At 51.7% G+C, this 22,929-nt stretch carries 29 protein-coding genes and 1 riboswitch; of the genes, 25 read left to right on the forward strand and 4 right to left on the reverse strand.

Translation table 11 applies throughout. The annotated features are described in order from the left end of the window. Nucleotides 1-91 precede the first annotated feature (91 nt). From spo0A to spoIIM, 9 genes are all read left to right on the forward strand, one after another. A complete protein-coding gene (gene spo0A / locus NUV48_08870; protein ID MCR4442247.1) occupies nt 92-886 on the forward strand; it encodes a sporulation transcription factor Spo0A in 795 nt (264 codons plus the stop codon). A 167-nt stretch (nt 887-1,053) separates the two neighbouring features. Continuing rightward, entirely contained in the window at nt 1,054-2,172 is a 1,119-nt protein-coding gene (steA, locus tag NUV48_08875; GenBank protein MCR4442248.1) for a putative cytokinetic ring protein SteA, read from the forward strand. Nucleotides 2,173-2,191: 19 nt separating this feature from the next. Further along, nucleotides 2,192-2,905: a copper transporter gene (locus NUV48_08880; GenBank protein MCR4442249.1), complete on the forward strand. Its 714-nt coding sequence runs from the start codon at nt 2,192-2,194 to the stop codon at nt 2,903-2,905. A gap of 19 nt (nt 2,906-2,924) precedes the next feature. Next, nucleotides 2,925-3,602, forward strand: a complete 678-nt coding sequence (locus NUV48_08885; protein MCR4442250.1) for a glycosyltransferase family 2 protein — start codon at nt 2,925-2,927, stop codon at nt 3,600-3,602. Continuing rightward, nucleotides 3,599-4,411 (forward strand): hypothetical protein, encoded by an 813-nt coding sequence (locus tag NUV48_08890; protein MCR4442251.1) that lies wholly within the window; start codon nt 3,599-3,601, stop codon nt 4,409-4,411. Before NUV48_08885 ends, NUV48_08890 begins: the two co-directional genes overlap by 4 nt. Nucleotides 4,412-4,492: 81 nt before the next feature. Further along, entirely contained in the window at nt 4,493-5,602 is a 1,110-nt protein-coding gene (locus NUV48_08895) for a DUF3866 family protein (protein ID MCR4442252.1), read from the forward strand. Between the two features lie 84 nt (nt 5,603-5,686). Beyond that, nucleotides 5,687-6,232: an NUDIX hydrolase gene (locus NUV48_08900; GenBank protein ID MCR4442253.1), complete on the forward strand. Its 546-nt coding sequence runs from the start codon at nt 5,687-5,689 to the stop codon at nt 6,230-6,232. Between the two features lie 21 nt (nt 6,233-6,253). Next, complete coding sequence (locus NUV48_08905; protein MCR4442254.1) at nt 6,254-6,934, forward strand: hypothetical protein; 681 nt, start codon at nt 6,254-6,256, stop codon at nt 6,932-6,934. Between the two features lie 73 nt (nt 6,935-7,007). Then, nucleotides 7,008-7,631 (forward strand): stage II sporulation protein M, encoded by a 624-nt coding sequence (gene spoIIM / locus NUV48_08910; GenBank protein MCR4442255.1) that lies wholly within the window; start codon nt 7,008-7,010, stop codon nt 7,629-7,631. 27 nt (nt 7,632-7,658) lie between these two features. Here spoIIM and NUV48_08915 read toward each other — a convergent pair whose 3' ends face one another. Next, nucleotides 7,659-7,877 (reverse strand): DUF4911 domain-containing protein, encoded by a 219-nt coding sequence (locus NUV48_08915; protein MCR4442256.1) that lies wholly within the window; start codon nt 7,875-7,877, stop codon nt 7,659-7,661. Between the two features lie 50 nt (nt 7,878-7,927). Here NUV48_08915 and NUV48_08920 point away from each other — a divergent pair, with 50 nt between their 5' ends. After that, a complete protein-coding gene (locus tag NUV48_08920; GenBank protein ID MCR4442257.1) occupies nt 7,928-8,290 on the forward strand; it encodes a hypothetical protein in 363 nt (120 codons plus the stop codon). A gap of 13 nt (nt 8,291-8,303) precedes the next feature. Here NUV48_08920 and NUV48_08925 read toward each other — a convergent pair whose 3' ends face one another. Further along, entirely contained in the window at nt 8,304-8,573 is a 270-nt protein-coding gene (locus NUV48_08925) for a ferredoxin family protein (GenBank protein MCR4442258.1), read from the reverse strand. Nucleotides 8,574-8,745: 172 nt separating this feature from the next. On the opposite strand from NUV48_08925, the gene NUV48_08930 reads away from it, so the two are divergent. The 4 genes from NUV48_08930 (at nt 8,746) to NUV48_08945 (ending at nt 12,501) form a co-directional block, all read left to right on the forward strand. Continuing rightward, complete coding sequence (locus tag NUV48_08930) at nt 8,746-8,994, forward strand: hypothetical protein (GenBank protein MCR4442259.1); 249 nt, start codon at nt 8,746-8,748, stop codon at nt 8,992-8,994. Between the two features lie 85 nt (nt 8,995-9,079). Then, a complete protein-coding gene (gene xerD, locus NUV48_08935; protein MCR4442260.1) occupies nt 9,080-9,967 on the forward strand; it encodes a site-specific tyrosine recombinase XerD in 888 nt (295 codons plus the stop codon). A 42-nt stretch (nt 9,968-10,009) separates the two neighbouring features. Then, nucleotides 10,010-11,194, forward strand: coding sequence for a phosphopentomutase (locus tag NUV48_08940; protein ID MCR4442261.1), 1,185 nt, complete (start codon nt 10,010-10,012; stop codon nt 11,192-11,194). Further along, a complete protein-coding gene (locus NUV48_08945) occupies nt 11,191-12,501 on the forward strand; it encodes a pyrimidine-nucleoside phosphorylase (GenBank protein MCR4442262.1) in 1,311 nt (436 codons plus the stop codon). The genes NUV48_08940 and NUV48_08945 overlap by 4 nt, the downstream gene beginning before the upstream one ends. Nucleotides 12,502-12,510: 9 nt before the next feature. Here the strand turns inward: NUV48_08945 and NUV48_08950 are convergent, their stop codons facing one another. Further along, nucleotides 12,511-12,636 (reverse strand): hypothetical protein, encoded by a 126-nt coding sequence (locus tag NUV48_08950; GenBank protein ID MCR4442263.1) that lies wholly within the window; start codon nt 12,634-12,636, stop codon nt 12,511-12,513. A 120-nt stretch (nt 12,637-12,756) separates the two neighbouring features. Here NUV48_08950 and NUV48_08955 point away from each other — a divergent pair, with 120 nt between their 5' ends. The 11 genes from NUV48_08955 (at nt 12,757) to lysA (ending at nt 22,214) form a co-directional block, all read left to right on the forward strand. Then, entirely contained in the window at nt 12,757-13,926 is a 1,170-nt protein-coding gene (locus NUV48_08955) for a D-alanyl-D-alanine carboxypeptidase (GenBank protein MCR4442264.1), read from the forward strand. A gap of 119 nt (nt 13,927-14,045) precedes the next feature. Then, entirely contained in the window at nt 14,046-14,396 is a 351-nt protein-coding gene (gene spoIIAA, locus NUV48_08960) for an anti-sigma F factor antagonist (protein ID MCR4442265.1), read from the forward strand. A 20-nt stretch (nt 14,397-14,416) separates the two neighbouring features. Next, entirely contained in the window at nt 14,417-14,863 is a 447-nt protein-coding gene (spoIIAB, locus tag NUV48_08965) for an anti-sigma F factor (GenBank protein MCR4442266.1), read from the forward strand. 12 nt (nt 14,864-14,875) lie between these two features. Next, complete coding sequence (gene sigF, locus NUV48_08970; protein MCR4442267.1) at nt 14,876-15,664, forward strand: RNA polymerase sporulation sigma factor SigF; 789 nt, start codon at nt 14,876-14,878, stop codon at nt 15,662-15,664. 252 nt (nt 15,665-15,916) lie between these two features. Then, nucleotides 15,917-16,396, forward strand: a complete 480-nt coding sequence (gene spoVAC / locus NUV48_08975) for a stage V sporulation protein AC (GenBank protein ID MCR4442268.1) — start codon at nt 15,917-15,919, stop codon at nt 16,394-16,396. A gap of 15 nt (nt 16,397-16,411) precedes the next feature. Then, the gene (spoVAD, locus tag NUV48_08980) at nt 16,412-17,419 is read left to right on the forward strand and encodes a stage V sporulation protein AD (GenBank protein MCR4442269.1); all 1,008 of its coding nucleotides are present in this window, start codon (nt 16,412-16,414) and stop codon (nt 17,417-17,419) included. A 19-nt stretch (nt 17,420-17,438) separates the two neighbouring features. Further along, nucleotides 17,439-17,798 carry a SpoVA/SpoVAEb family sporulation membrane protein gene (locus NUV48_08985; GenBank protein MCR4442270.1) on the forward strand — a complete coding sequence of 120 codons (360 nt, stop codon included), beginning with the start codon at nt 17,439-17,441 and terminating at the stop codon, nt 17,796-17,798. A 15-nt stretch (nt 17,799-17,813) separates the two neighbouring features. Beyond that, nucleotides 17,814-18,401, forward strand: coding sequence for a stage V sporulation protein AE (locus tag NUV48_08990; GenBank protein MCR4442271.1), 588 nt, complete (start codon nt 17,814-17,816; stop codon nt 18,399-18,401). A gap of 45 nt (nt 18,402-18,446) precedes the next feature. Continuing rightward, the gene (locus NUV48_08995; protein ID MCR4442272.1) at nt 18,447-19,478 is read left to right on the forward strand and encodes an acyl-CoA dehydratase activase-related protein; all 1,032 of its coding nucleotides are present in this window, start codon (nt 18,447-18,449) and stop codon (nt 19,476-19,478) included. Further along, a complete protein-coding gene (locus NUV48_09000) occupies nt 19,408-20,520 on the forward strand; it encodes a CoA protein activase (GenBank protein MCR4442273.1) in 1,113 nt (370 codons plus the stop codon). The genes NUV48_08995 and NUV48_09000 overlap by 71 nt, the downstream gene beginning before the upstream one ends. Before the next feature lie 41 nt (nt 20,521-20,561). Beyond that, nucleotides 20,562-20,757, forward strand: a riboswitch (Lysine riboswitch). Between the two features lie 113 nt (nt 20,758-20,870). Then, nucleotides 20,871-22,214 (forward strand): diaminopimelate decarboxylase, encoded by a 1,344-nt coding sequence (gene lysA, locus NUV48_09005; GenBank protein MCR4442274.1) that lies wholly within the window; start codon nt 20,871-20,873, stop codon nt 22,212-22,214. A 246-nt stretch (nt 22,215-22,460) separates the two neighbouring features. Here lysA and NUV48_09010 read toward each other — a convergent pair. Next, nucleotides 22,461-22,929, reverse strand: a 469-nt coding sequence (locus NUV48_09010; GenBank protein ID MCR4442275.1) for a transposase, incomplete at its 5' end; no start/stop codon positions are given.

Below are 22,929 nucleotides of genomic sequence, written 5' to 3' on the forward strand. Positions count from 1 at the left end.
GCTAAAATGCAATAAATGGAAAAAAGAGGCAGGAAATAAATGCTCAATGTCGAATTTGTAAGCGAACAAAAAAGCAATGGGAGGATAAGCGATGTACAAATCCGTAAAAGTCTTAATTGCAGATGACAACAGGGATTTTGTGGAGATATTACGCGAATACTTTGAAAAACAGGAAGATATGACAGTAGTCGGTACAGCGTATAACGGACAGGAAACCCTGGATATGATTAACCTGAAAGTACCCGACGTGGTTGTTCTGGATATTATCATGCCGCATCTTGATGGAATCGGTGTGCTGGAAAGGCTGGCCAGGATGGAACTCGTAAACAGGCCCAAAATCGTGATGCTGACCGCCCTGGGGCAGGAGAACATGACCCAGAGGGCTGTGGAGCTGGGTGCGGATTATTATGTGATCAAACCTTTTGACCTGGAAACACTGGGTAACCGCGTGCGCCAGCTGGCCTTGGGAATCAATCCCAATAGACCCAACAGTCCAGCACCGTCATCGACCTATCAACCTCCTGCCCGTTCAAGGAGTATGGACCTGGAGGTAACGAATATAATCCATCAAATGGGTGTCCCTGCACATATAAAGGGCTACCAGTATTTGCGCGACGCCATCCTCATGGTTATCAGCGAAGTTAACCTGCTTGGCGCCGTAACCAAGGAGCTTTATCCCATGATTGCCGAAAAGTACCAGACAACTCCCAGCAGGGTGGAAAGGGCCATCCGCCATGCCATTGAGCTGGCCTGGGACCGCGGCAATGTGGAGATGATGAACAAATTTTTCGGCTACACCATTAATATCCAGCGAGGAAAGCCCACCAATTCGGAATTTATTGCCATGGTGGCTGACAAGCTGAGGATCGGGACTAAAGTGAGTTGAAAACACGCCATAATCCACTGGCCTGGCAGGCGATAATCAGGCATTGAGCTGGCAAAATCACTTTTTGTCAGCTTTTATTTTTGCCAGTATTACCAGAAGAAGCCAGGGGAAATTTTTTATGACTGGAACATACTAATCTTAAACGGCATAAATCGCGAGAAGAATTTATGGTTATTACCGGGAAGGTCAAGGTAGACCGCAGCACAAAAAAACTGGTGAAACGCATTCAACCCCACGAGATCGCAGTGATTGACCATCCCGATCTCGACGAGGTGGCTGCCCTGTCGCTCGTTCGTGCCAAGGTCAGGGCGGTTGTTAACGCCCAGCCCTCAACTTCGGGGAGGTACCCGAATCTTGGCCCGCTTACCCTTTTAAAACATCATATTCCCCTCATCGACCAGGCCGGAGCAGCCGTGCTGGAACTGGCGGACGACCAGGTTGTAGAAATAAGGGAAAACAGGATTTATTTAAAAAAAAAGCTGCTGGCCCAGGGTGTCAGGCAGACTGCCGAGTCCATTCTGCGGGTGATGGAGTCGAGCAAAGCCAACCTTCACCAGGGCCTGGAGGAATTTGTTGATAACACGCTCTTTCATGCCCGGTATGAACGCAGTTCCATCCTGGGAAAACTGGAAATCCCTCCGCTCAAAACTTCTTTTCAAGGAAGGCAGGCCCTGATTGTTGTTCGCGGCAAGGGTTACTGCGAAGATTTAAAAGCGGTGAAATCATACATCAGAGAGATGAAGCCGGTCCTGGTCGGAGTGGATGGGGGAGCCGATGCCTTGTACGAGAACGGGTACAGGCCTCACCTGATTTTTGGAGACATGGACAGTGTAAGCGATCAGGTTCTGGCCTGCGGGGCGGAAGTGGTTGTGCACGCTTATACGGACGGCCAGGCGCCCGGTCTGGAGCGCATCGGCCAAATGGGGCTGGAGGCGCAGGTTTTCGCCGCTCCCGGTACGAGCGAGGATGCCGCCATGCTCCTGGCATACCATGGAGGGGCCGAGCTGATCGTAGCGGTGGGTACCCATTCCAGTGTTATAGATTTTTGGGAAAAGGGCAGAAACGGTATGGCCAGCACTCTCCTGACCCGCATCAAGGTGGGCAGCATACTGGTTGATGCTAAAGGGGTCAGCCGGTTATACGGAGAAAAAGAGGGCATAAAGCCGGTGGTCCAGGTGGTCTGTGCCGCCTTTTTTCCTTTTTTGATAATCCTCTCGGTATCGACCCTGCTGTCGCAGCTGGGCCGCCTTTTGTTGCTCAAGTTTAAGATAACGCTGGGAATCTGAAGAAGGAGGTTTCTATGAGGTGATTATTGATTCCAAGTACCATGCGGCCTCTCTTGTTGCAGTGTTTATGGCCCTGGGCATGGGCATCGTTATCGGCAGTCTGCTGGTTGGGGACAGTTTTGTCAAGGATATTGCCAAAGAGCAGGAGATAATCGTCCAGCGCCTGGAACAGGATTATCTCTTTTTAAGGAACGAAGCAAGGTTTTACCAGGAAGAAATGAATAAATTGAAAAAGATGAACGATTATTACCAAAGGTACGCCAGGGAAACGCTGCCTTTGGTGATTGGCGGCTGCCTTGCCGGAAAAAAGCTCGCGGTAATTGAGAACAGAGAAGCAGGAACACCCGGCTTTTTTCTAGACAGCATCAGGTTATCCGGCGCAGAATTTTATGTCGCGGAATATGGGAGCGATATAAACAAAGGCACAGCAGAAAGGTATGGAAACGGCGCGGCTGTGGACGCTTTGATTTATGTCAACTGCCGCCAGGCCATGGAAGAAAGAGAAGATGTCAAAAAAGCCCAGGCCGGCTTAATCCAGGAATACACCGCCAGGGGGATCAAGGTGTACTATCTGGAGACCCGTTCCAACCCCGGCGAAGCGGAGGCCGGTAAGAGGGCGGACGGGATTTTTTATCTCGATTCCAGCGGATCCATCCCGGAGCAGGCCGCGCTGATCCTGTCCATTGCCGGTTTTTCTTTTTCTCAGGAAGCGAACAGGGCCACAGGGTTTTAACCAGGGGAGGTGCGCAGTTTTGCCCGGATTTACCGTCGTGATTCCCGCTTATAACGAAGGCCAAAGGATTTCCGCCACTATTTGCGCCCTTAAATCGGCCGGCAGAGTGGATGAGGTCCTGGTGGTGGATGACGGTTCGGTGGACGACACTGCCGGGATTGCGAAAAGAAACGGCGCCAGGGTGCTCAGATTGCCCTCAAATGTGGGCAAAGGAGGGGCGTTAAACGCAGCTTGCCCGTATATAAAAAGCGATTTTGTACTTATTATCGATGCCGATCTGCAGGAGAGCGCCCGGCAAGCACTGCTGCTGGTAGAGCCGGTGACGTCGGGGCAAGCGGATTTGGCTATTGCCGGTTTTCCCCCCGGGAAGGGAGGGCAGGGTTTTGGGCTCGCCAGGCGAACGGCCGCCTGGGGCATAAAAATGTTGACCGGACAAAATATCAAGTCACCCCTTTCAGGACAGAGGTGTCTTGCCAAAAAGGTCTTGCTGGAACTACTGCCTCTGGCGCCGCGGTTCGGCCTGGAAGTCGGCATGCTCGTAGATGCGCTGAGAAAGGGATACAGTGTGCTGGAAGTGGAGACAGGGCTGGAACACTGCCCGCCCGGCCGGGATTGGCAGGGTTTTTTACACCGGGGCAGGCAATTCGTTGATATATGTCTTGCCTTGGGTTCCCGCTGCGGGAGGCTTTTCGAGTGATCATGCCGCTGGTTTGCTGCCTGCTGCTTTTTGGAGGAGGATTCCTGGCCGCTGGTTTTTTGCTGCCCTTTTTTCTCGATACCGCCAGCGTTCCGGCCGCCTTAAAACCCAACTGGCGGGGCAAGCTCATTCCCGGAACAGCCGGACTGGTTTTCCCTGTATTGCTCAGCCTGGTTTGCCTTCCGCTTGTTCAAAACGGAGCCCGGGATAAGAGTCTGATCATTTTTATGTTTGCCGTATACGGAGCTGCTTTCCTTGGCCTGGTTGACGATATGATGGGCGATGCCGGGCCAAGGGGGCTTACAGGCCACTTTGGCCGTTTGTTCAGGAAACGGAAAATATCTACCGGTGTGGTCAAGGCTTTAGGGACAGGGGTGATAGCGCTCTGGGTCGTTTTATATGAACAAGGCTCAACCATGGGGCTTGACTGGCTGCTTTTGCTGTTATGCGTTAATTTTATAAATCTCCTTGACCTGCGGCCGGGAAGAGCGGTAAAAGGCACGATTTTTCTTTTTGCGTTGTCGCTGCTTTTGCCGATTGGCGATTACCGGTTTTTAAGCGCTGCTGCCGGCATTCTCATCGCTTATGCCCGCTATGACCTGCGGGGTGAGGTAATGCTGGGGGACACCGGGTCGAATGCGCTGGGGATGGCTGCCGGACTGGTCCTTCTGCAGGCGCCTTTTTTGGCCAAACTGCTGCTGGCGGCCGGGCTGATGGTTTTTCAGCTGGCCTGCGAGAAGTATTCCTTTAGCAGAATTATAGAAAAAAATGAATGGCTCAGGAAAATCGACAGGTGGGGAAGAGATTAAATCAAGACGAGAAGGATAATGCCGCTCTGATGTGGAAAAGGTAGTTAAAGAATGGATAATTAAAACGAAGGCTGGACAGGTGTGAACCGGTCGATTAACAGGCATGTTGGAGTGGTTACGAAAATATGCTCTTGCGAAGATGAACTTCTTGAGATTGAAGTGCGCGTGGAAGGCGGGTCCCAAAAGGCGTATGCTTTTCCCCGGCAAACCGGAAAGGTCAGGATCGGCGACCAAGTCCTTTTGAATACGACGGCGGTCGACCTGAAACTGGGAAGCGGGGGTTATCATTTTGTAATGGCCAACCTGACCGAGGAGCGAAGCTCCGGCGGGGTCCAGACCGGCCGGAAGGCAGGCCATATTATGAAGCTGCGCTACACTCCTTTCCAATTGAAGGTTATGGCTGCCGAGGAGCCCGGCAGCCCCTGGCGCGGGTTGTTGGAGAAGACTCAAGACCTGGGAGGCATTCCCGTCATCGGGGGATCGCTGCACAGCATGCTCGTACCCTGCGTCTGCGGGATTAAGGCTGTGAATAAGGACCTGCGGGTCGCCTACGTGATGACGGACGGCGGGGCCCTTCCCCTGGGAATCAGCAAGGCTGTGCAAGACCTGAAAAGAGCAGGGTTCATCTGCGGAGTCGTGACCACAGGGCATGCCTTTGGCGGCGATTGCGAAGCAGTCAACCTCTACAGCGGGCTTCTTGCGGCCAGGGCGATTTTAAACGCCCAGGTGATCGTAGCCCTTATGGGACCCGGCGTAGTAGGTACAGGTACGACCTGGGGCCATACCGGCATTGAAGCGGGGCTGATCATCAATGCCGTCTCTTCGCTTAACGGGACTTCCTATACCATACCACGGCTTAGTTTCGCCGACAAACGCGGCAGGCACAAGGGCGTCAGCCACCATACCCTGACGGTGCTGTCCAGGGTGGCACTCGCTTCAACCCGCCTGGTATTGCCCGCGCTTGACGAAGGGCAAAAAAAGACCGTCCTCAGCCAGCTGCAAGGGAGGGAGATTAACAATCACCAGCTGGTCTGGGGGCGGGGTGATGAAGGAATAAACCTGGCCCGCAGGATGGGTTTTCTTTTAAACCACATGGGCCGCAAGTTTGGGGATGATCCTGCTTTTTTCCTGGCTGCTTCGGCGGCGGGGGAAGCGGCGGCCGGTGATTTTAACAAAGCCGGGACTCAATAGCCGGTTTATTCGTTGGCCTGTGTCAGTCCAATTATATGTGGCCGGGCATGCAAATATGACCGGTGTGACAAGGAGGGGGTTTAAGTGGAAGAAAAGTTCCTGCAAGTTTTAAAGGAGATGAAGGGGAAGTTCCTGCATTTTCGCCAGGATGAAGTGATGCTTTCCAGCGGGAAGAAAACGGTTAGGGACACGGTGCTGCATCCTGGCGCTGTGGCGATAGCAGCGCTAACCGGCGAAGGGGAAATCATTTTTGTCAGGCAGTACCGCTACCCGATTGGCCAGGTGTGTTATGAAATACCGGCCGGCAAACTGGAGACCGGCGAGGACCCGCTGGAGACCGCCCAAAGAGAACTGGAAGAGGAGACCGGGTACAAAGCCGCCAAGTGGGAAAAACTCGCTTCATTCTTTACCGCGCCGGGTTTTTCCAATGAAGTCATTCATCTTTACCGGGCGGAAGGGCTGGAAGCAACCGGGCCCCATCCCGATCCCGACGAGATTATCGAATTCGAAAAAATTCCCCTGAGCAGAGCCTGCGCAATGTTAAACACAGGCGAAATCAAGGACGCCAAGTCCATTATTGGGCTGTTGTGGCTCATGAAAGAACGGCAATCATTAGAAAACCTGAAATAGTTCCCGGGGCCGGAGGTGTTTATGGACGGATTGGCGCAGGATAGAAAAAGCCTTTTGACTGTTGCCTATAATCTTTCAGGAGCCCTGGAGGCGGTGAAGATGGGCCGTTTTATCATCCTGGTGGATGTTATTGATATGTCGACAACCCTGGAAGCCCTGGAGGAAGCTGGAGCCGCCGGCCTTTGGGGAGCTGCGCCCGCCGGGAAGGGGCTGCCGTATGCCAATCCCTACCTGGTCGGGCGTGCCGCCGCCAGGGAAGCCAGAGAAAAGAAGGCAAAAATAGCGGTTGTCGCCGAACCCAGGGCCGGCAGCAACGAGGAAAGGAAGGCGCGGGCAGCCGACGTGCTGGCCGGTATTGAGGCGGAGGGCTTGCAGGCAAGCGGGGTCTGGCCTAACCTGGGAGCGGAAACGGCAAAGCTGGCAGACTGGCGCGAAACGGTAGCCGTCGCTGTTACCGATGCGGGCGGCACCATTTTTGATGCGGTATGGCAGATGGGGGGCAGGGTTACCACGGCCACGGTGGCCAGGACCATGAAGATGAAAGGTGCTGCACCCGCCTGGCAGGGGATTAAAAGAGCGCTGAAAATGGCCCAGGGAGCCCCGCTTACCCTGGTGGCCGCGAGCGGCAGCGCCCTGGAAGATGTGCTGGCCGTGCAGTACCTGGCCCAGCTTATACTGGCCCGTTCAGGGCAGCAGCTGTAATTGCGGGTTTGGACTGGTAGTTATATTTTTTTCTCTCCCTTCATAACATTACAAAGGAGGGAGGAGAAGGAAGTTGGAAAAGCTTAAAAGCAGGTTTATCCAGCACCTGCGGGCCAGTTGGTGGGTTTATCTTTTTTTAAGCGCCTGTTTTATGGCCGGCCTTGTTTTCGGTTCACTGGGTGTAAATGCCCTGGACGAAAAACAGGCCTCCTCCCTGAGGGAGTTTATGGATAAAGGGCTGTCCAGGTTTGCCGGCAGCCTTGATTTTTCGATTGCTACAAAGCAGGCGGGGTATAAAAACTTTTACAACCTGGGAAAGATATTCGTTCTTGGTCTTACGGTGGTTGGCTTTCCTTTTATCCTGGCCATTATTTTTACCCGCGGTTTTGTGCTGGGCTTTACTATTGTCTTTTTAGTCAGGGAAAAATCCCTCCAGGGGCTGCTGCTTGCTTTACTGGTCATCATACCGCCAAATTTGCTTTCTTTGCCCGCGTACATCCTGGGGTCCGTTGCGGCGATTAATTTTTCCCTGTATTTGCTCAGGGGGCGGAGTGATCACCGGGCTGTTTCGTTTACCCACTATTTTGCCGGTTACCTGCTGGTGATGGCGGGACTTTCTCTTTTGATGCTGAGCGCAGCGTTTATTGAAGGTTATCTCTCGCCTTTATTCATCCAGCTTCTCAGTTGGCGGCCATAACCCCTTATTGATAATGCGCGGCGGGTATTATGGCCTTGAATCAAGAACAGTCAACGGCCGGGGGATGTTTTCGAGGATGGCCAACAGTTCATCAACCCTGTCCTTGCTGGTGTGGAATCCCAGCAGACCTTTGGCGGGGTCAAGCTGGACGGGAACAGCCGTATGGGAGTGGGTTTCCATGATTCTTAAAATATAATTCAGGTTTACGATAAGTTCTGTACTAATTACCTTAACCCATGCAAACAATAAGATCAACTGTTACCCGGACAAATCAAAATGAAAAGAGGGATGCACGCGTGAAAAAGAAAGGAAGAGAACTGCAGGGAGAAGCCTGCCTTGGCGGCTCTTTTGTTCCCACGGAACTGGGATCGGCGCGCTTTGCTTCTGTGGGCACCGAAACTTGCAGCTACAGGCTCAAGCCCGGACCGGACGGTGATGACCCAGGGGCTCCCGGACCGCCCTGGGGTGTTGAGCCCAGTATGCATTTTGTCTGCGACGAGGCAGGCATCGACTACCGCGAGTTTATCGACCGCTTGCGCGAAAACAGGTCGGATGCGGAGATGGCGCGGGAGTTTGAGGTGAGCGAGCAAACCGTTTCCGCCTTAAGGGAGCATTTCTACAGGGTGGAAGCTATTCACGGCAATTACGGCCAGGACTAAAATTTATTGCCGTTTACACTACCTGGGCAGGAGGCATTTCCTTCCTGTCTTTGCGTTCCACACGGATGGCGGCGTCAGGGCAGACCGCTTCGCAGATGCCGCAGACGATGCAGCCTTCCATGCGTGTTTTAACGGAAGGCGTCCCCATGAATCCCAGCTGTTCTGACCAGCAAATGACTTTTACGGGACATTTTTCGATACACAGGCCGCAGCCTTTGCACAGATCAGGAAAAACCGTCCAGCAACCGCGGTTGTTTTCCTGGGTCCTGGATTTCCAGGCCATCTCTTCCATGTTTAATCCCTCCCCTTTCAATATATAGCCTGTTTTTATAGGAATAGGGTTACCTGAACCGGCCGGGTTTATGAATAAATGGAAAAAAATCGAAGTAAGCCTGGCCAGGTATTCTAAGAGAACCGTTTTTGTCATATATAACTAAATGAGGGAGGGGAGAAAAATGTATGTCATTACTATTACCAGGTGGAAGAAAAAACTGGCGGCGCTTCTGGTGCTTGTGGCGATTTTTATCGGGTTGGGGCTGGGGATTAACCATTTATTGACACCCGGAGATTCCAGGGTCAATGCTCCGGTTGATCAGGGTTTGCAGAAAGATGTCATCAGCCAGCCGGTGAAGGTCCAGGGACAGCCCGCAGAGATTCAGAACAAACCTGACCAGGAAACAACGCCAAAAGTTAAAGAAAAATAAGGCGGTTTGCGAAGGCAGGCATAAAAGGAAAATCAACTCTTTTGTGGAAATAGAATGTAGATTTCCACAGAGGAGGCGCTTTTAGATGGACAGGCTGTTGACCGCTTTCCTGGAGTACCTGCAGGTGGAAAAAGGGTACTCGTCAAATACACTGGCGGCTTACCGCAGGGATTTAGAAAAGTTCTGCAGGCACAGCAGGGATAGAAACGTTGACGCAGTAGAGAAGATAAACAAGGACTTTCTGGCGGCTTATCTTTTTTATTTGCGCAAAGAAAAGAATTCTCCCGCCACAATTGCCAGGCAGGTCGCCTCTTTACGGGGTTTTTTTCGTTTTCTGTACCTGGAAAACGTTATTGAAAGCGACCCTTCGGTTAACCTGGAAACTCCAAAATTGGCCCAAAAACTGCCGCGTGTTCTTTCGGTGGAAGAGGTGGACATGCTCCTGCAGGAGCCGGTTGATGCTAACCCCGTATCTGTAAGGGACAAGGCGATGCTGGAACTTTTGTACGCGACTGGCATGCGCGTTTCGGAACTAGTGAACCTGGATTTGAAGCAGCTCAACCTGGAGATGAGTTTCGTGCGCTGTCGGGGTAAAGGTGATAAGGAGCGCATTGTTCCCCTCGGTTCCTGCGCTGCCCGCTGGGTTAGGGAATACCTTGATTACGGCAGGCCTAAACTGTTAAGAGATCCCGGGGTTGAGGCTGTTTTTTTGAGCAGCCGGGGACGTCGCCTTACCCGGCAGGGTTTTTGGAAAATCATCAAGCTTCACGCTCGCCGGAAAGGAATAAACAGGGAGATTGGCCCCCATACCCTCAGGCATTCGTTTGCCACGCACCTTTTGGCTAACGGGGCCGACCTCCGTTCTGTGCAGGAACTTTTAGGACACGCCGATGTGGCCACAACCCAGATTTATACTCACCTGACAAAAAACAGGTTGAAGGAGGTTTATGACCGGACTCATCCCCGGGCATAAGGGGAGAGAAAAAAAGAAGGGTATGACTGGAGGTAACGGGTAATGGCAAAAGTCATCCTTGTGGTAATGGACAGCGTAGGAGTGGGAGCGCTGCCTGACGCTGGCCTTTACGGCGATGCGGGCAGCAATACACTGGGTCATATTTGCGAAAGAAAAAAAGGGATAAAGCTTTTTAACCTGGCTTCTTTGGGTTTGGGAAAAATTGTACCCCTGGAGGGTGTTCCCGCCGTAGAACCGGCCAGGGGTTGCTACGGTAAAATGGCCGAAATGTCCTGCGGTAAAGACACGACCACCGGCCACTGGGAGATTGCGGGTATCATCACCGAAGATCCCATGCCCACCTTTCCCTACGGGTTTCCCCCACAGCTGATTGAGGTTTTTGAAAAGCGGATCGGCCGTAAGACGCTGGGCAATGTCGCCGCCTCGGGAACGGAAATAATCGAGGAGCTTGGTGAAGAACACATGCGAACCGGTTATCCCATAGTTTATACTTCTGCAGACAGCGTTTTTCAGGTTGCGGCCCACGAAGAGGTGATCTCCCTGGAAGAGATCTATCAAATATGCAAAACAGCGCGGGAGCTGCTTACCGGCCCCTGGGCCGTGGGGCGGGTTATTGCCCGGCCTTTTGTGGGGAAACCGGGTAGCTTTGCCAGGACTGCGAACAGGCACGATTATTCACTGGCGCCGTCTCGTCCCACAGTGCTGGACAGTCTGAAAGAAAAGGGATATGAAGTGATCGGCGTCGGGAAAATAGGCGATATTTTTGCCGGGTGTGGTCTTACCGGCAGTATCCCCACCAGGAGCAACGAAGAAGGGATACGCAGGATTAAGGAGGCGTGGCAGGGGTTAAAAGACGGCATGGTCTTCGCCAACCTGGTGGAGTTTGATTCTGCTTACGGGCACCGCAATGATGTTGACGGTTATGCCGGCGCGCTGGAGGATTTCGACAGGCACGTGCCGGATTTAATGGAACTGGTGGAAAGGGGAGGGTTGTTGATAATCACCGCAGACCACGGCAACGACCCAACCACCCTAAGCACAGACCACAGCAGGGAATATGTGCCGCTTCTTGTCTATGGCCGCGAGGTAAAAGCGGGTGTCGACCTGGGAATCCGTAAAACTTTTGCCGATATTGCCGCCACCATAAGCGAGCTGTATCAACTTCCGTTTAAATGCCGGGGGGAGAGTTTTCTTTCCCTGGTGAAAAAACAGGGGAAGGAGGAATGATGATGAGGGCTGTTGATATAATCGTAAAAAAACGCGAAGGTCAGGTTTTGCTGCCGGAGGAGATTGACTACCTGGTAGGCGGTTACGCTGGAGGAGAAATTCCTGATTACCAGATGGCGGCATTCTGCATGGCGGTTTGCTTCCAGGGGATGAATGATGAAGAAACGTCCCGCTTTACCATGAGCATGGTCGCATCGGGAAAAACGGTAGACCTTTCGCCGATTCCCGGTTTTAAAGTCGATAAACACAGCACCGGCGGGGTGGCTGATACGACCACCCTCGTCCTGGCACCGCTGGTTGCGGCGGCAGGGGTTCCGGTGGCTAAAATGGCGGGACGGGGTCTTGGCCATACGGGCGGGACCATTGACAAGCTGGAGAGCATTCCGGGTTTTTGCACTTCTCTTTCCAAGGAAGAGTTTTTTGCCCAGGTGAACAGGATCAACCTGGCCATAACCGGGCAAAGCGAGGACCTGGTACCGGTCGACCAGAAATTATATGCTCTCCGCGATGTGACCGGAACAGTCGAATCCATTCCCCTTATTGCCAGCAGCATTATGAGCAAAAAAATAGCTGCCGGGGCGCAGGCCATTGTCCTCGATGTTAAAACCGGCAGCGGGGCCTTTATGAAAAAGAAAGAGGAGGCCTTTAGGCTTGCCAGGGCGATGGTAGCCATCGGGAAAGGGCTGGGGAGGAAAACACTGGCCGTGGTCTCGGATATGAACGAACCATTGGGCAGCGCGATTGGCAATGCCCTGGAGGTGGAAGAAGCCATTAGGGTTTTGCGCGGTGAATTGAGAGGACGCCTGCGCCAGCACTGCTTCATCCTGGGGAGACTGCTCTTGCTGGCGGCAGGCAGGGTAAAAGGGGAAGAAGAGGCGGAAAAACTCATGGACAGGCTCCTGGATTCCGGCGCTGCCCTGGAAAAGATGGCGGAAATGATTCGCGCCCAGGGCGGGAACGCTGCCGTGACAGAAGACACCTCCATCTTACCGCAGGCCCGGTACAGGCGCGTGATTGAAGCGCCCCAGGAGGGGTATCTTGAAATCAAGGACGCTCAAGGTCTTGGAAAAGCGGCTATGCTGCTGGGCGCAGGCCGGGAGACAAAAGGGGCAAAAATCGATCTTTCAGTGGGTCTCAGACTGCATGCCAGAACAGGCGATAAAATCGAAAAAGGCCAGCCGCTCCTGACCATTTTTTACAATAACGACAGGAGATTGCCGGAAGCGGCGGAACTGGCCGCGAAGTGCCTGTCCCTTTCTCATCATGTCGTGCCGGCCAACCCCCTTGTTTACGGGATGATTGAGTAGGAGTTTTTATCATTTCTTCAAACGGGATTGTTGTTGAAAAAGCTTGATGACAGGCAGGATTACATAAGCAATCAGCAGGTAGAAAACGGCGCCGCCGATCAGGACCAATAAAAAGGCCGCCAAAAACCTTTCCATAATTAAAACATCACCTCCCTGGTTGTTAGTTTTTCCCTTCCGGGATGATCTATGTAAAGCTTTACATAGTCCGGCGATTAGCAGGGGAAAAATAAAGACAACATGGTGGGAGGTGGTTTTTTGTTCCGCAATAAGAATATGACCAGAAACGTTATATGGGCAGCGATTTTTCTTAGTTTGCTTGTCTCTTCACTGTTCCCCCGAGCCGCACCGGGTGCCGAGCTTCCCCTGAGGGCTGAATCGGCCGTTTTATTCGATGCTTATTCCGGCAGGGTCCTGTACGAGAAAAACCCACATTTGAAAGCATATCCGGCCAGCATGACCAAGTTGATGACCCTGGTTCTAGCGGCGGAAGCGATTGACAGCGGCAAAATAAAGCTGACTGACATGGTGGCAGCAAGTGAAAACGCCTCCTCTTACGGGGGTTCCCAAATCTTTTTGGCTCCGGGTGAGGTGCTGTCCTTGAAGGACTTGCTGCTGGGGATAGCGATGGCCTCGGGAAACGATGCCAGTGTGGCCGTGGCCGAGTACATCGCCGGGTCGCACGAAGGCTTTGTGGAAATGATGAATAATAAAGCACAGGAACTGGGGATGAAAGAAACCCATTTTGTCAACTGCAACGGCCTCCACGACCCGGACCATTACTCCACGGCTTATGATTTTGGCTTGCTTGGCCTGTATGCGCTCAAGTTTCCCTTGGTCAGGGAGCTTTGCTCGGTTAAACATTACAGGATACGCGAGGAAACCGGCAAGCCGTTCCAATACGATAATAAGAACAAGCTTCTCTGGTTTTATCCCGGGACCGATGGTTTTAAGACAGGCTGGACCGTGGATGCTAAATACTGCCTGACAGCCACCTGCGAACGGAACGGGTTGAGGTTTGTTTCCGTAGTAATGGGCGTTCCGGCTAAAAGCGGGCAGTTTGAAGATACCAAGACGCTTTTTAACTGGGGTTATTCACAGTTCGTCTTTAAGAATTTTTATCAGGAAAACGAGGTTTTGGGTTCGGTGAGGGTTGGCAAGGGTACGGTTGACTCTGTAGCCGCTGTTCCCGGGAAAAAGGTTGGCCTTACAGTACCCAAAGGAGAGGATAAAGGCCTGACCGCAAAGGTCGAGTTGTTTCCGATGATTGATGCCCCTGTCAGGGCGGGAGATGTGGTGGGGTATGTTTCCATCATGAAAAACGACGAGGTCCTTAGCCGGATGGATCTTCAAGCGGGGGAAAGCGTGGAAAAGGGTTCCTGGTGGCGAGAATTCAAAAAAGTGATGAAGACCACAGTTGCCGGATAATCAAGAGAAGGCGCCAGTGCTTATGCTGGCGCCCAAAATAATTGCCAAAAATTAGCAGGAATATTGCCAGACAGTAGAGAATATTATTTTAAAATGGCTGTAAGGAGGGGATACTCAAGATGTCGTTTATTTTACATAGTAAAAACAGGACGTTGACTGTTAGGGTAAAAGGAGAACTTGACCTGGTTACAGCGGGGGAATTCCGGGAAACGGTTGATAAGGCCCTCGATGAAATGGTCGCCCAGAACCTGATCATTGATATGGGAAGGGTCACTTTTATTGATAGTTCCGGGCTGGGTGTTATCCTGGGAAGGTACCGCAAGGTAAAGGCAAAAGGCGGACAGGTTATCCTTATTGGTCTTAATCCTAATATTAAGAGGATTTTGGAAATGTCGGGGGTACAGTCTTTTATTCCTGTCTGTGCCTCGGAAGCTGATGCCTGGCGCTTGCTGGATAAAAAAGCAATTTAGGGGGAATAAAAATGGATAAAATAGTAAAAAATAAAATAATATTACAGTTCGTGAGCCGGGGAGAAAACGTGGCCTTATCGAGAATAGCCATTGCCGCCCTTGCTTCCCAGTTGAACCTGACGCTAAATGACCTGGAGGAAATCAAGGTTGCCACATCGGAAGCGGTTTCTAACGCCATTATCCACGGCTACCAGAATAACCCCGACTGCATAGTCAAGGTTGTGGGGACCTTATACGAAGATGAGATTGTGATTGAAGTCGCTGACGAGGGTATAGGAATTGCCGATATTAGACAGGCCATGCAGCCTGCGTATTCTTCAGATCCTGAACGAATGGGTCTGGGTTTTGTCTTCATGCAGTCGTTTATGGATCAGGTGGATGTCGAGTCGCAGATCAACTGCGGGACGAAAGTGACGCTTCGCAAGCGGATTGGCAGCGCCGGAGCTGAAAATAAAGCGGTTTCTTAATGAGGTATGAATATGAACGTTAGGCTGTCGGAAATGAATCTCCCGCGTTTTCCTTTACTTAGCGATGAGGAGATGGCCAGTTTGCTGGAAAAAGCCCAGGCGGGAGACATGGAAGCACGGGAGAAATTGATAAACTGCAACCTGCGGCTTGTCTTCAACCTCGTCCAGAGGTTTGCCAACAGGGGCTATGAACTGGAAGACCTCTTTCAGATAGGCACGATCGGCTTAATAAAGGCTATCGACAAGTTTGATCTTTCATATAACGTGAAGTTTTCCACTTATGCGGTGCCAATGATTATCGGGGAGATACGCCGTTTTTTGCGGGACGATAATCCCGTTAAAGTTAGCCGTTCTTTGAAGGAAAACGCCTATAAAATCAATAAGGTTCGGGATGCGCTGACCAAAGAATGGGGCCGTGAACCAACCCTGCAGGAGATTGCCGATGAAACCGGGTTTTCCCTGGAAGAAATAATCACCAGCTTAGAAGCGGTTCAGGCGCCGACCTCCATTCACGAAACACTTTACCAGGATGACGGGGATCCGATTTACGTGATTGACCAGCTGAGCAGCGACCAGGAGGAAATCAACTGGTTCGATAAAATTGCCCTTAAAGAAATAATGAACAAACTGTCAGAAAAAGAAAAGGAAATCATTTTGATGCGGTTTTTCCAGGATAAAACACAAACGGAAGTGGCAAGCCTGGTTGGGCTCTCGCAGGTCCAGGTATCAAGGATTGAGCGGCAGGCTTTAAAACGGTTCAGGGCGCTTTTGCAGGAGGAAAATACCCGGACAGGTTCGTAGGGAAGGCATGAATAACAAACCATAGTGTGAACAATAATATTAGCAGTCCAAGAATAGATTGTGGTGGTGAAACAAGAGATGGAAAAGGAACAGGATATATTGAACCGCTACGAGCAGCGCAAAAAACTTTTGCCGGGTTGGGCTGAAATGAAGCAGGATGATAAAGCAAAAGTCCAGCAGGAAATCCAAGCAGACCACCAGGTTGTTATTGCCTGGGAAGCAAGGGCCGAAGGAGACGAAAAGCAAAAAGCAATGAATTTAAAACAGCTGCTTGAAAAACAGCAGCAAGATTTTCAACAGGTTGATTCGGTGGAGTACCAGAAAAAAATGTTAAAACTGGCTCCCAGGCCGGCAGTCGTTAAAAACGCGATTCTGGCCTTTGTTGTGGGAGGTCTCATTTGTACCATCGGGCAGGTCCTCACCAACCTGTTTTCTTCAGGAGGGCTGGTTGACAGGGAGGCGGGCACAGCCGCCTCGACGGTGCTCGTTTTTGCCGGTGCCCTGCTTACAGGGTTGGGTATATATGATGAACTGGGAAGAGTGGCTGGAGCAGGCTCAATCGTGCCTATTACCGGGTTTGCCAATTCCATTGCCTCGTCGGCCCTGGAGTTTAAGAGGGAAGGCTTTGTTTACGGCGTGGGAGCGCGCCTTTTTACGGTGGCAGGACCGGTTATTGTCTACGGGACGATTGTCTCCATTTTTATCGGCTTGATCTATTACTTTGTGAAGTAGGGCGGTTGCGAAACTATGGCACAAAACAAGATCGGCAAACAAACATGGCAGTTTGCGGCCCGTCCGGTTATCGCTTCCTGGGGAACAGCGGTTGGGCCGATGGAAGGGCAGGGGCCTTTGCGGGACCATTTTGACATGATTCTTGACAGCAATCTGGTCAAAGGTGATAAATCATGGGAAGAATCGGAACAGAGGTTGATGCAGCACAGTATGGAACTGGCTCTAGAAAAAGCGGGGATGAAGGCCCATGACCTTGATTTTTACCTGGCTGGCGACCTGTTGAACCAGATTATTACCGCTAATTTTTCGGCCAGGTTTTTCGGCATCCCGTTTTTTGGCCTCTACGGGGCCTGCTCTACTCTTGCGGAGGGGTTGGCCCTCGGCGCTTCACTGCTCAACGCGGGTTATGCGGACAATGTGGGCGTCTCGGCCAGCAGCCATTACGGCACGGCCGAACGCCAGCTTCGCTATCCTACAGAGCTTGGAGCCCAGCGCCTTCCGACCGCCCAGTGGACGGTGACAGGGGCTGGTTCTTATGTTTTAAACATGTCCAAAACAGGCGTCGGGATCGCTCACGCCACTGTGGGCAAAGTAAAAGACATGGGGATCAGCAATGCCAGCGATATGGGCACGGCCATGGCGCCGGCAGCATTTGACACAATTAATGTCAACCTCCAGGACCTGGGAAGAAAAATGAGTGATTACGACCTGGTTGTTACCGGTGACCTGGGGCAGCTGGGTTTGAACGCCTTAAAAGAACTTTTGGCGTCGGAAGGGCACAGCACGAACAATGTCAGCGACTGCGGGACGCTGATTTACGACCCCGACCAGGATACGCATGCGGGAGGAAGCGGCTGCGGATGCTCGGCAGTAGTGCTGGGTTATCTTCTCAAGCAGATGCTGGAGAAAAAGTACCATCGTGTTTTTTTCGTGGGAACGGGCGCCCTGCTGAGCCCCACCAGCGTTTTTCAAGGAGACTCCATTCCTTGCATCGCCCACGGGGTGGTCCTTGAGTACTATTGAATTGAGAGGAGACAACAAAATGGTGAGCATTTTTAAAGCGTTTGTACTTGGAGGAGTGCTCTGCGCCGCTGGTCAGCTCCTTATGGACCTCACTCCTTTTAACATCACGCCCGGTCATATCCTGGTGGGGTATGTGACGGTAGGGGCACTCTTAAGCGCGGCGGGTATATACCAGGTTCTTGTGGATTGGGGCGGCGCAGGGGCAAGCGTCCCTCTATCAGGATTCGGTCACCTGCTGGCCCAGGGGGCGATTGAAGGGGTGAAAAGCAAAGGGCTGTTGGGGGCAATAGGAGGGGGCTTGGAAGCGACCTCGGTTGGAATTGCCGCAGCCGTGGTATTCGGGCTGTTGACAGCAACATTTTTCAAACCCAGGGGTTGACAGGGGAGGAGTTTCATGAGAACGCCCAAAAAAAGAAGGGTTATTCTTGTTACCGATGGTGACCGGATAGCCCAAAAGGCCGTTGAAACAGCAGTAAAAAGGATTGGGGGACGGTGCATATCTGCATCGGCCGGCAACCCTACACCGCTAAGCGGCAGGAAAATAGTGGAGCTGGTCAAGCAGGCCAAGTATGATCCGGTCGTGGTGATGTTTGACGATAAAGGTTCCAGCCAAAAAGGCGGGGGTGAAACGGCGCTTGAATTTGTAGCCCAACACCCGGATTTGGAAGTGATGGGAGTGCTGGCTGTGGCCTCCAATACGGGTAGAGCAGGTGGAGCAGATGTTGACTGCGCAGTCACCGCGGAGAAGCAGGTGATCGAAGGCCAGGTTGACAAAGACGGCAATACGGTATCTAAAGACAAGTGCGTCCTTGGTGACACAGTGGATGTGCTGAACGATCTTAAAGGAGAAAAGGTTCCCTTTATTGTTGGGGTGGGTGACCTGGGCAAAATGGATGGCCGAGACGATCCTGTTCAGGGCGCCGAAATAACGACAAAGGCGCTCCAGAGAATAGTGGAGCACTGGGAGCAGGGCAAAGGATAACAAGGGGATAACCATGTATCGCAAAATCGTGGGGAGGACTGGCTGTTGATTTATAAAATTGGAATACCTCGTGCGCTTTTATACTATGAATTTGCTATACTCTGGCGCACTTTTTTTAATTGCCTTGATATGGAAGTGGTTGTTTCAGGCAAAACAAACAAACGGGTCCTGGATGAAGGGGCCTTGCGGGTAGCAGACGAGGCCTGCCTGCCCGTAAAAATTTTTTTCGGACATGCGGTCCAGCTGGCCGGTCAGGAACCGGATTTCCTTTTTGTTCCCAGGATTGTGAGTATCGAAAGGAAGGCCTATGCCTGTCCAAAGGTGATAGGTTTGCCTGACATGCTGGAAGCAGGCCGGGACCCTGTTCCGCCGCTGTTGAAACCGACCATTAATTTGGCTGGTTCACCAGCGAGGATAAACTTTTTCTTTCAAGAGATCGATAGATTCCTGGGGTGCGGCGTAAAGAAAATAAGGATGTCCTGGCAAAAAGCGGTGGAGGAGCAAAAAAAGGAAGACAATTTGAAAACCAGTCCGCTTTTTGGGAAGGGAACAATCCTGGAAAACGCGGCTGCCGGTTCCTTGGAAGAAGGGGAAGTCATTATTCTTTTGCTTGGGCACCAGTACCTGATTGAAGATAGTTTTTTGAACTTAAATGTGCTTAAAAAGCTGAAATGCCGGGGCTGCCTGGTTTTGACCCCCCTGGAGGTGCCTTTTGAAAACCGGGAAGCTGCCGTTAGCGGTTTGCCCAAAAAAATGTTTTGGACATTCGGGAAAACGCTGCTGGGCGCAGCACGCTGCTTTACAGGGCTGCGGGGAGAAAAAGGGGCTGTAATACTGACATCATTTGGTTGTGGAATTGATTCGTTTGTTGTTAATATGATAGTAAGACACTTCAAAAAGGCAGGTATTCCCCAGCTCAGCATTGTGTTGGATGAACACACCGGTGAGGCTGGCGTCGATACCCGCATCGAAGCATTCCTGGACATGATTTGCTGGAGGAAATCATATGGCAAAGATTACTTTTCCTCACATGGGCCATACATGGGTAATATTAAAGGGGCTTTTAGAATACCTTGACCTCAGCGTGATTGTCCCTCCCGCCACCAGCAAGCGGACGCTGAGCTTGGGCGTGCAGCACGCGCCGGAGTTCGCCTGCCTGCCCCTGAAACTGAACCTGGGCAACTTGATCGAAGCCCGGGAATTGGGGGCTGACACTTTCATCATGGCAGGCGGTGTCGGGCCTTGCCGTTTCGGCCTGTATGCGCAGCTGGAAAGGGAAATACTGGAAGAGCTGGGGTACGGCTATGATTCACTGGTGCTGGAACCTCCGGAAAGAGGGATATGGCGGTTCCTGCAAAGGATTAAAAGGCTGATCGGGCCTGTTTCCTGGTTGAGGGTCATTCAAGCGATCAGGTTTGCCTATTACAAGGCCTGCCTTATTGATGACCTGGAAAGAATGGTCCAGGAAATCCGGCCGCGTGAACTGAAAAAAGGTACGGCCGATAAAGTATTCAACCACTCGCTGCTTACCATTGACCGGGCCCAAAACAGGAGTGAGTTGGAGGAAGCCTTCGGCCTGGCCAGGCAAAAACTGCTCCACGTTCCTATTGATGAAGAAAGCGGGGAAGTCCTGAAAGTGGGGCTTGTCGGCGAGATTTTTACCCTTCTTGAGCCGTTTGCAAGCCTGGAAATGGAAAAGAAGCTGGGTTATTTGGGAGCCCTGGTGACAAGGTCCATTTATTTAAGCGAATGGATTAACGAGCACCTTTTCATGGGTTTGTTCAGGAAAAAAGCAAGCCGCAAACCGTTTAAGCATTATGCCAGCCCGTTTCTCAATCACTTTGTGGGAGGACACGGGCAGGAATCCATTGGTGCGGGGGTTGCTTTCGCCGCCGAAGGATTTGATGGAGTTGTCCAGGTGGCGCCCCTTACTTGCATGCCGGAAATCGTGGCGCATACCATCTTTCCTAGGGTAAGCGAGAACTGCGGTATTCCGGTTTTAACGGTCTATGTCGATGAACAGATGGGACAGGAGGGTGTTAACACACGGCTGGAGGCCTTTATCGACCTGCTACGTGAAAAGCGCGGCAGCCTTGACCGGCGTATGACGATATGCTAGAATATTGAAAAATAATAAATGGTTTACACCTCACTCTTTGAGGGTGGGGTAGAGGTTGCGGAGAAAACAGTGTGCCATCAGTAAACCGGGGAGCGGGCAGCCATGAACCGGTTGAAAGGGGCCTTCGCCGAAGCAGTGGAGCCCGGCCGGGGCTTATCTGCTGGGGCTGCGACCGAACAGGCGCAGCACTGTCACCTGGGGTTTTCCCTTATCCTAAGGTGGAGCACTATCTCATCACAAGGGGTTGAGGTTGGCCGCTGAATGCCGCTTGTCAATGGCAGCCGGGAATTGCTTCACCTGGCTGTCAATTTGTTTAGAATTAAATAAAATGGATAGGAGAGATATAGAGGATGAAACTGCATGGCACCATGGAAATAAACAACCGGGGGCACCTGTGCATCGGCGGGTGCGATACGGTCGAACTGGCCAGGGATTACGGCACTCCCTTGTATGTTATGGACGAAAAACACATGCGCGGGATCTGCCGGGACTACTACCGTGCGTTTACTGCAAAGCATGCCAATTCGGAGGTTATCTATGCCAGCAAAGCATTTATGACGATGGCCATGGCCAGGATCATTGATGAGGAGAACCTCGGGTTGGATGTGGTTTCCGGAGGCGAGCTGTTTACGGCTATCCGGGCCGGTTTTCCGGCGGAAAGGGTCTATTTTCATGGAAACAACAAGTCTCGCGAAGAGATCCAGTTTGCGCTGAAAAGCAAAATAGGTCGTTTTGTAGTCGACAACATGTTTGAGCTGGAACTCTTAAACGAAGAAGCGACCCGCCTGGGGGAAACCGCCAGGATACTTCTCCGAATTCAACCCGGCATTGAGGCGCACACCCATGAATACATCAGGACCGGCCAGATTGATTCCAAGTTCGGTATGGCCATAGCCACGGGGCAGGCCATGGAAATAGTAAAAAAAGCGCTTAATGCCAAAGCGCTGGTTTTAAAAGGACTGCATTGCCATATTGGTTCGCAGATTTTTGAAATAGATTCTTTCCGCCATGCAGCCGATGTCATGATGTCGTTTATAAAGCAGGTGAAAGACGAAACCGGCGTCAACATGGCCGAATTGAACCTGGGCGGTGGTTTCGGCATATATTATAAGGAAGGTGATACACCGGCCCCCGTCGGCGATTTCGCCGAGGTGATCATGTCCACGATCGGCAAAAAAGCGCGGGAGTTGAAACTGCGCCATCCCAAGGTGATTGTGGAGCCGGGGCGCTCCATCGTCGGTACGGCGGGGACGACTCTTTATACGATCGGCGCGATAAAACACATCCCGGGGGTCAGGACATACGTAGCGGTTGACGGCGGTATGGGCGATAACCCCAGGCCTGCTCTATACCAGGCCAAGTATGAGGCCCTGGTTGCCAATAAAGCGAGAGAAAAGGCAGCAAAAGTTGTTTCCGTCACGGGGAAGTGCTGCGAATCCGGCGATATGTTGATCTGGGACATTCTTTTGCCTGAGGTCAGCAGCGGAGACATCCTCGCGGTTTCCAGCACGGGAGCTTATAATTATTCCATGTCCAGCAATTACAACCGCCTGCCCAGACCGGCGGTGGTCCTGGTAAAAGACGGAAAGGCGGAGATAATTGTAAAAAGAGAGACTTATCAGGACCTGGTCAGGAACGATGTGATACCGGCCCGACTACAGATAAAAGAGTGTGCGGAAGCCGCTGCCAGGTGACGTTTTCAGTATAGTATAAACTGCCGGGAACAGGACCGTTCCCGGCTTGGTTTTTAACTGCGCGTATTTATATGTTATAACCCAAGTTTAACAGATAATTAAGGCAGAAAACCCTTGAACCTTAGAGTATTCAAGGGTTTTCACTTAAAGAGGCGAGAATAAAATGTAAAAATTGTAGTCACATAAATTCCGCTATGTAAAGGCCATTCTTCATCTTCTAACATTACCGGAATGCATACAAAAACTTTAAATAATCCCGGAACGGTCAAAAGAATATTTCAACTTGCGCAGCTCGCTGATAGTCGGCAAGCGCAGATCAGCATTGATATTGAATGATTCCAGAATCAGCTTCAGGTCGTCAGAAGGCTTGGTCAGCCGATAGCGTCCGCCAGGTTGAAGGTCGGCCTGAAAGGCGGCCAGTGCCTTCTTGATTCTGTCAGCCGTAATTCCTGATTCCCAGCCGTCTTCATTCATGGTGCTTTTGCCCTGATGTTTCAGTACTCTGTATTGAATGAGCCGAATCATGGTCAGGGCGATGAAACATACCAAAAAGTGCGCATTGATATGATCAGGATTACTGACGTAAACCGGCCTGCCTTCAAGGTCACTTTTGGTGATACGGAATGAGTCCTCAATCCTTGATAAGCCGTGGTACTTGGCGATGATTTCCCGGTCGCTTTTATCTATCTCAGATGTCATGATGGTATAGTACCCC

This window comes from Peptococcaceae bacterium (assembly GCA_024655825.1).
GTDB lineage: Bacteria > Bacillota > Peptococcia > DRI-13 > PHAD01 > JANLFJ01.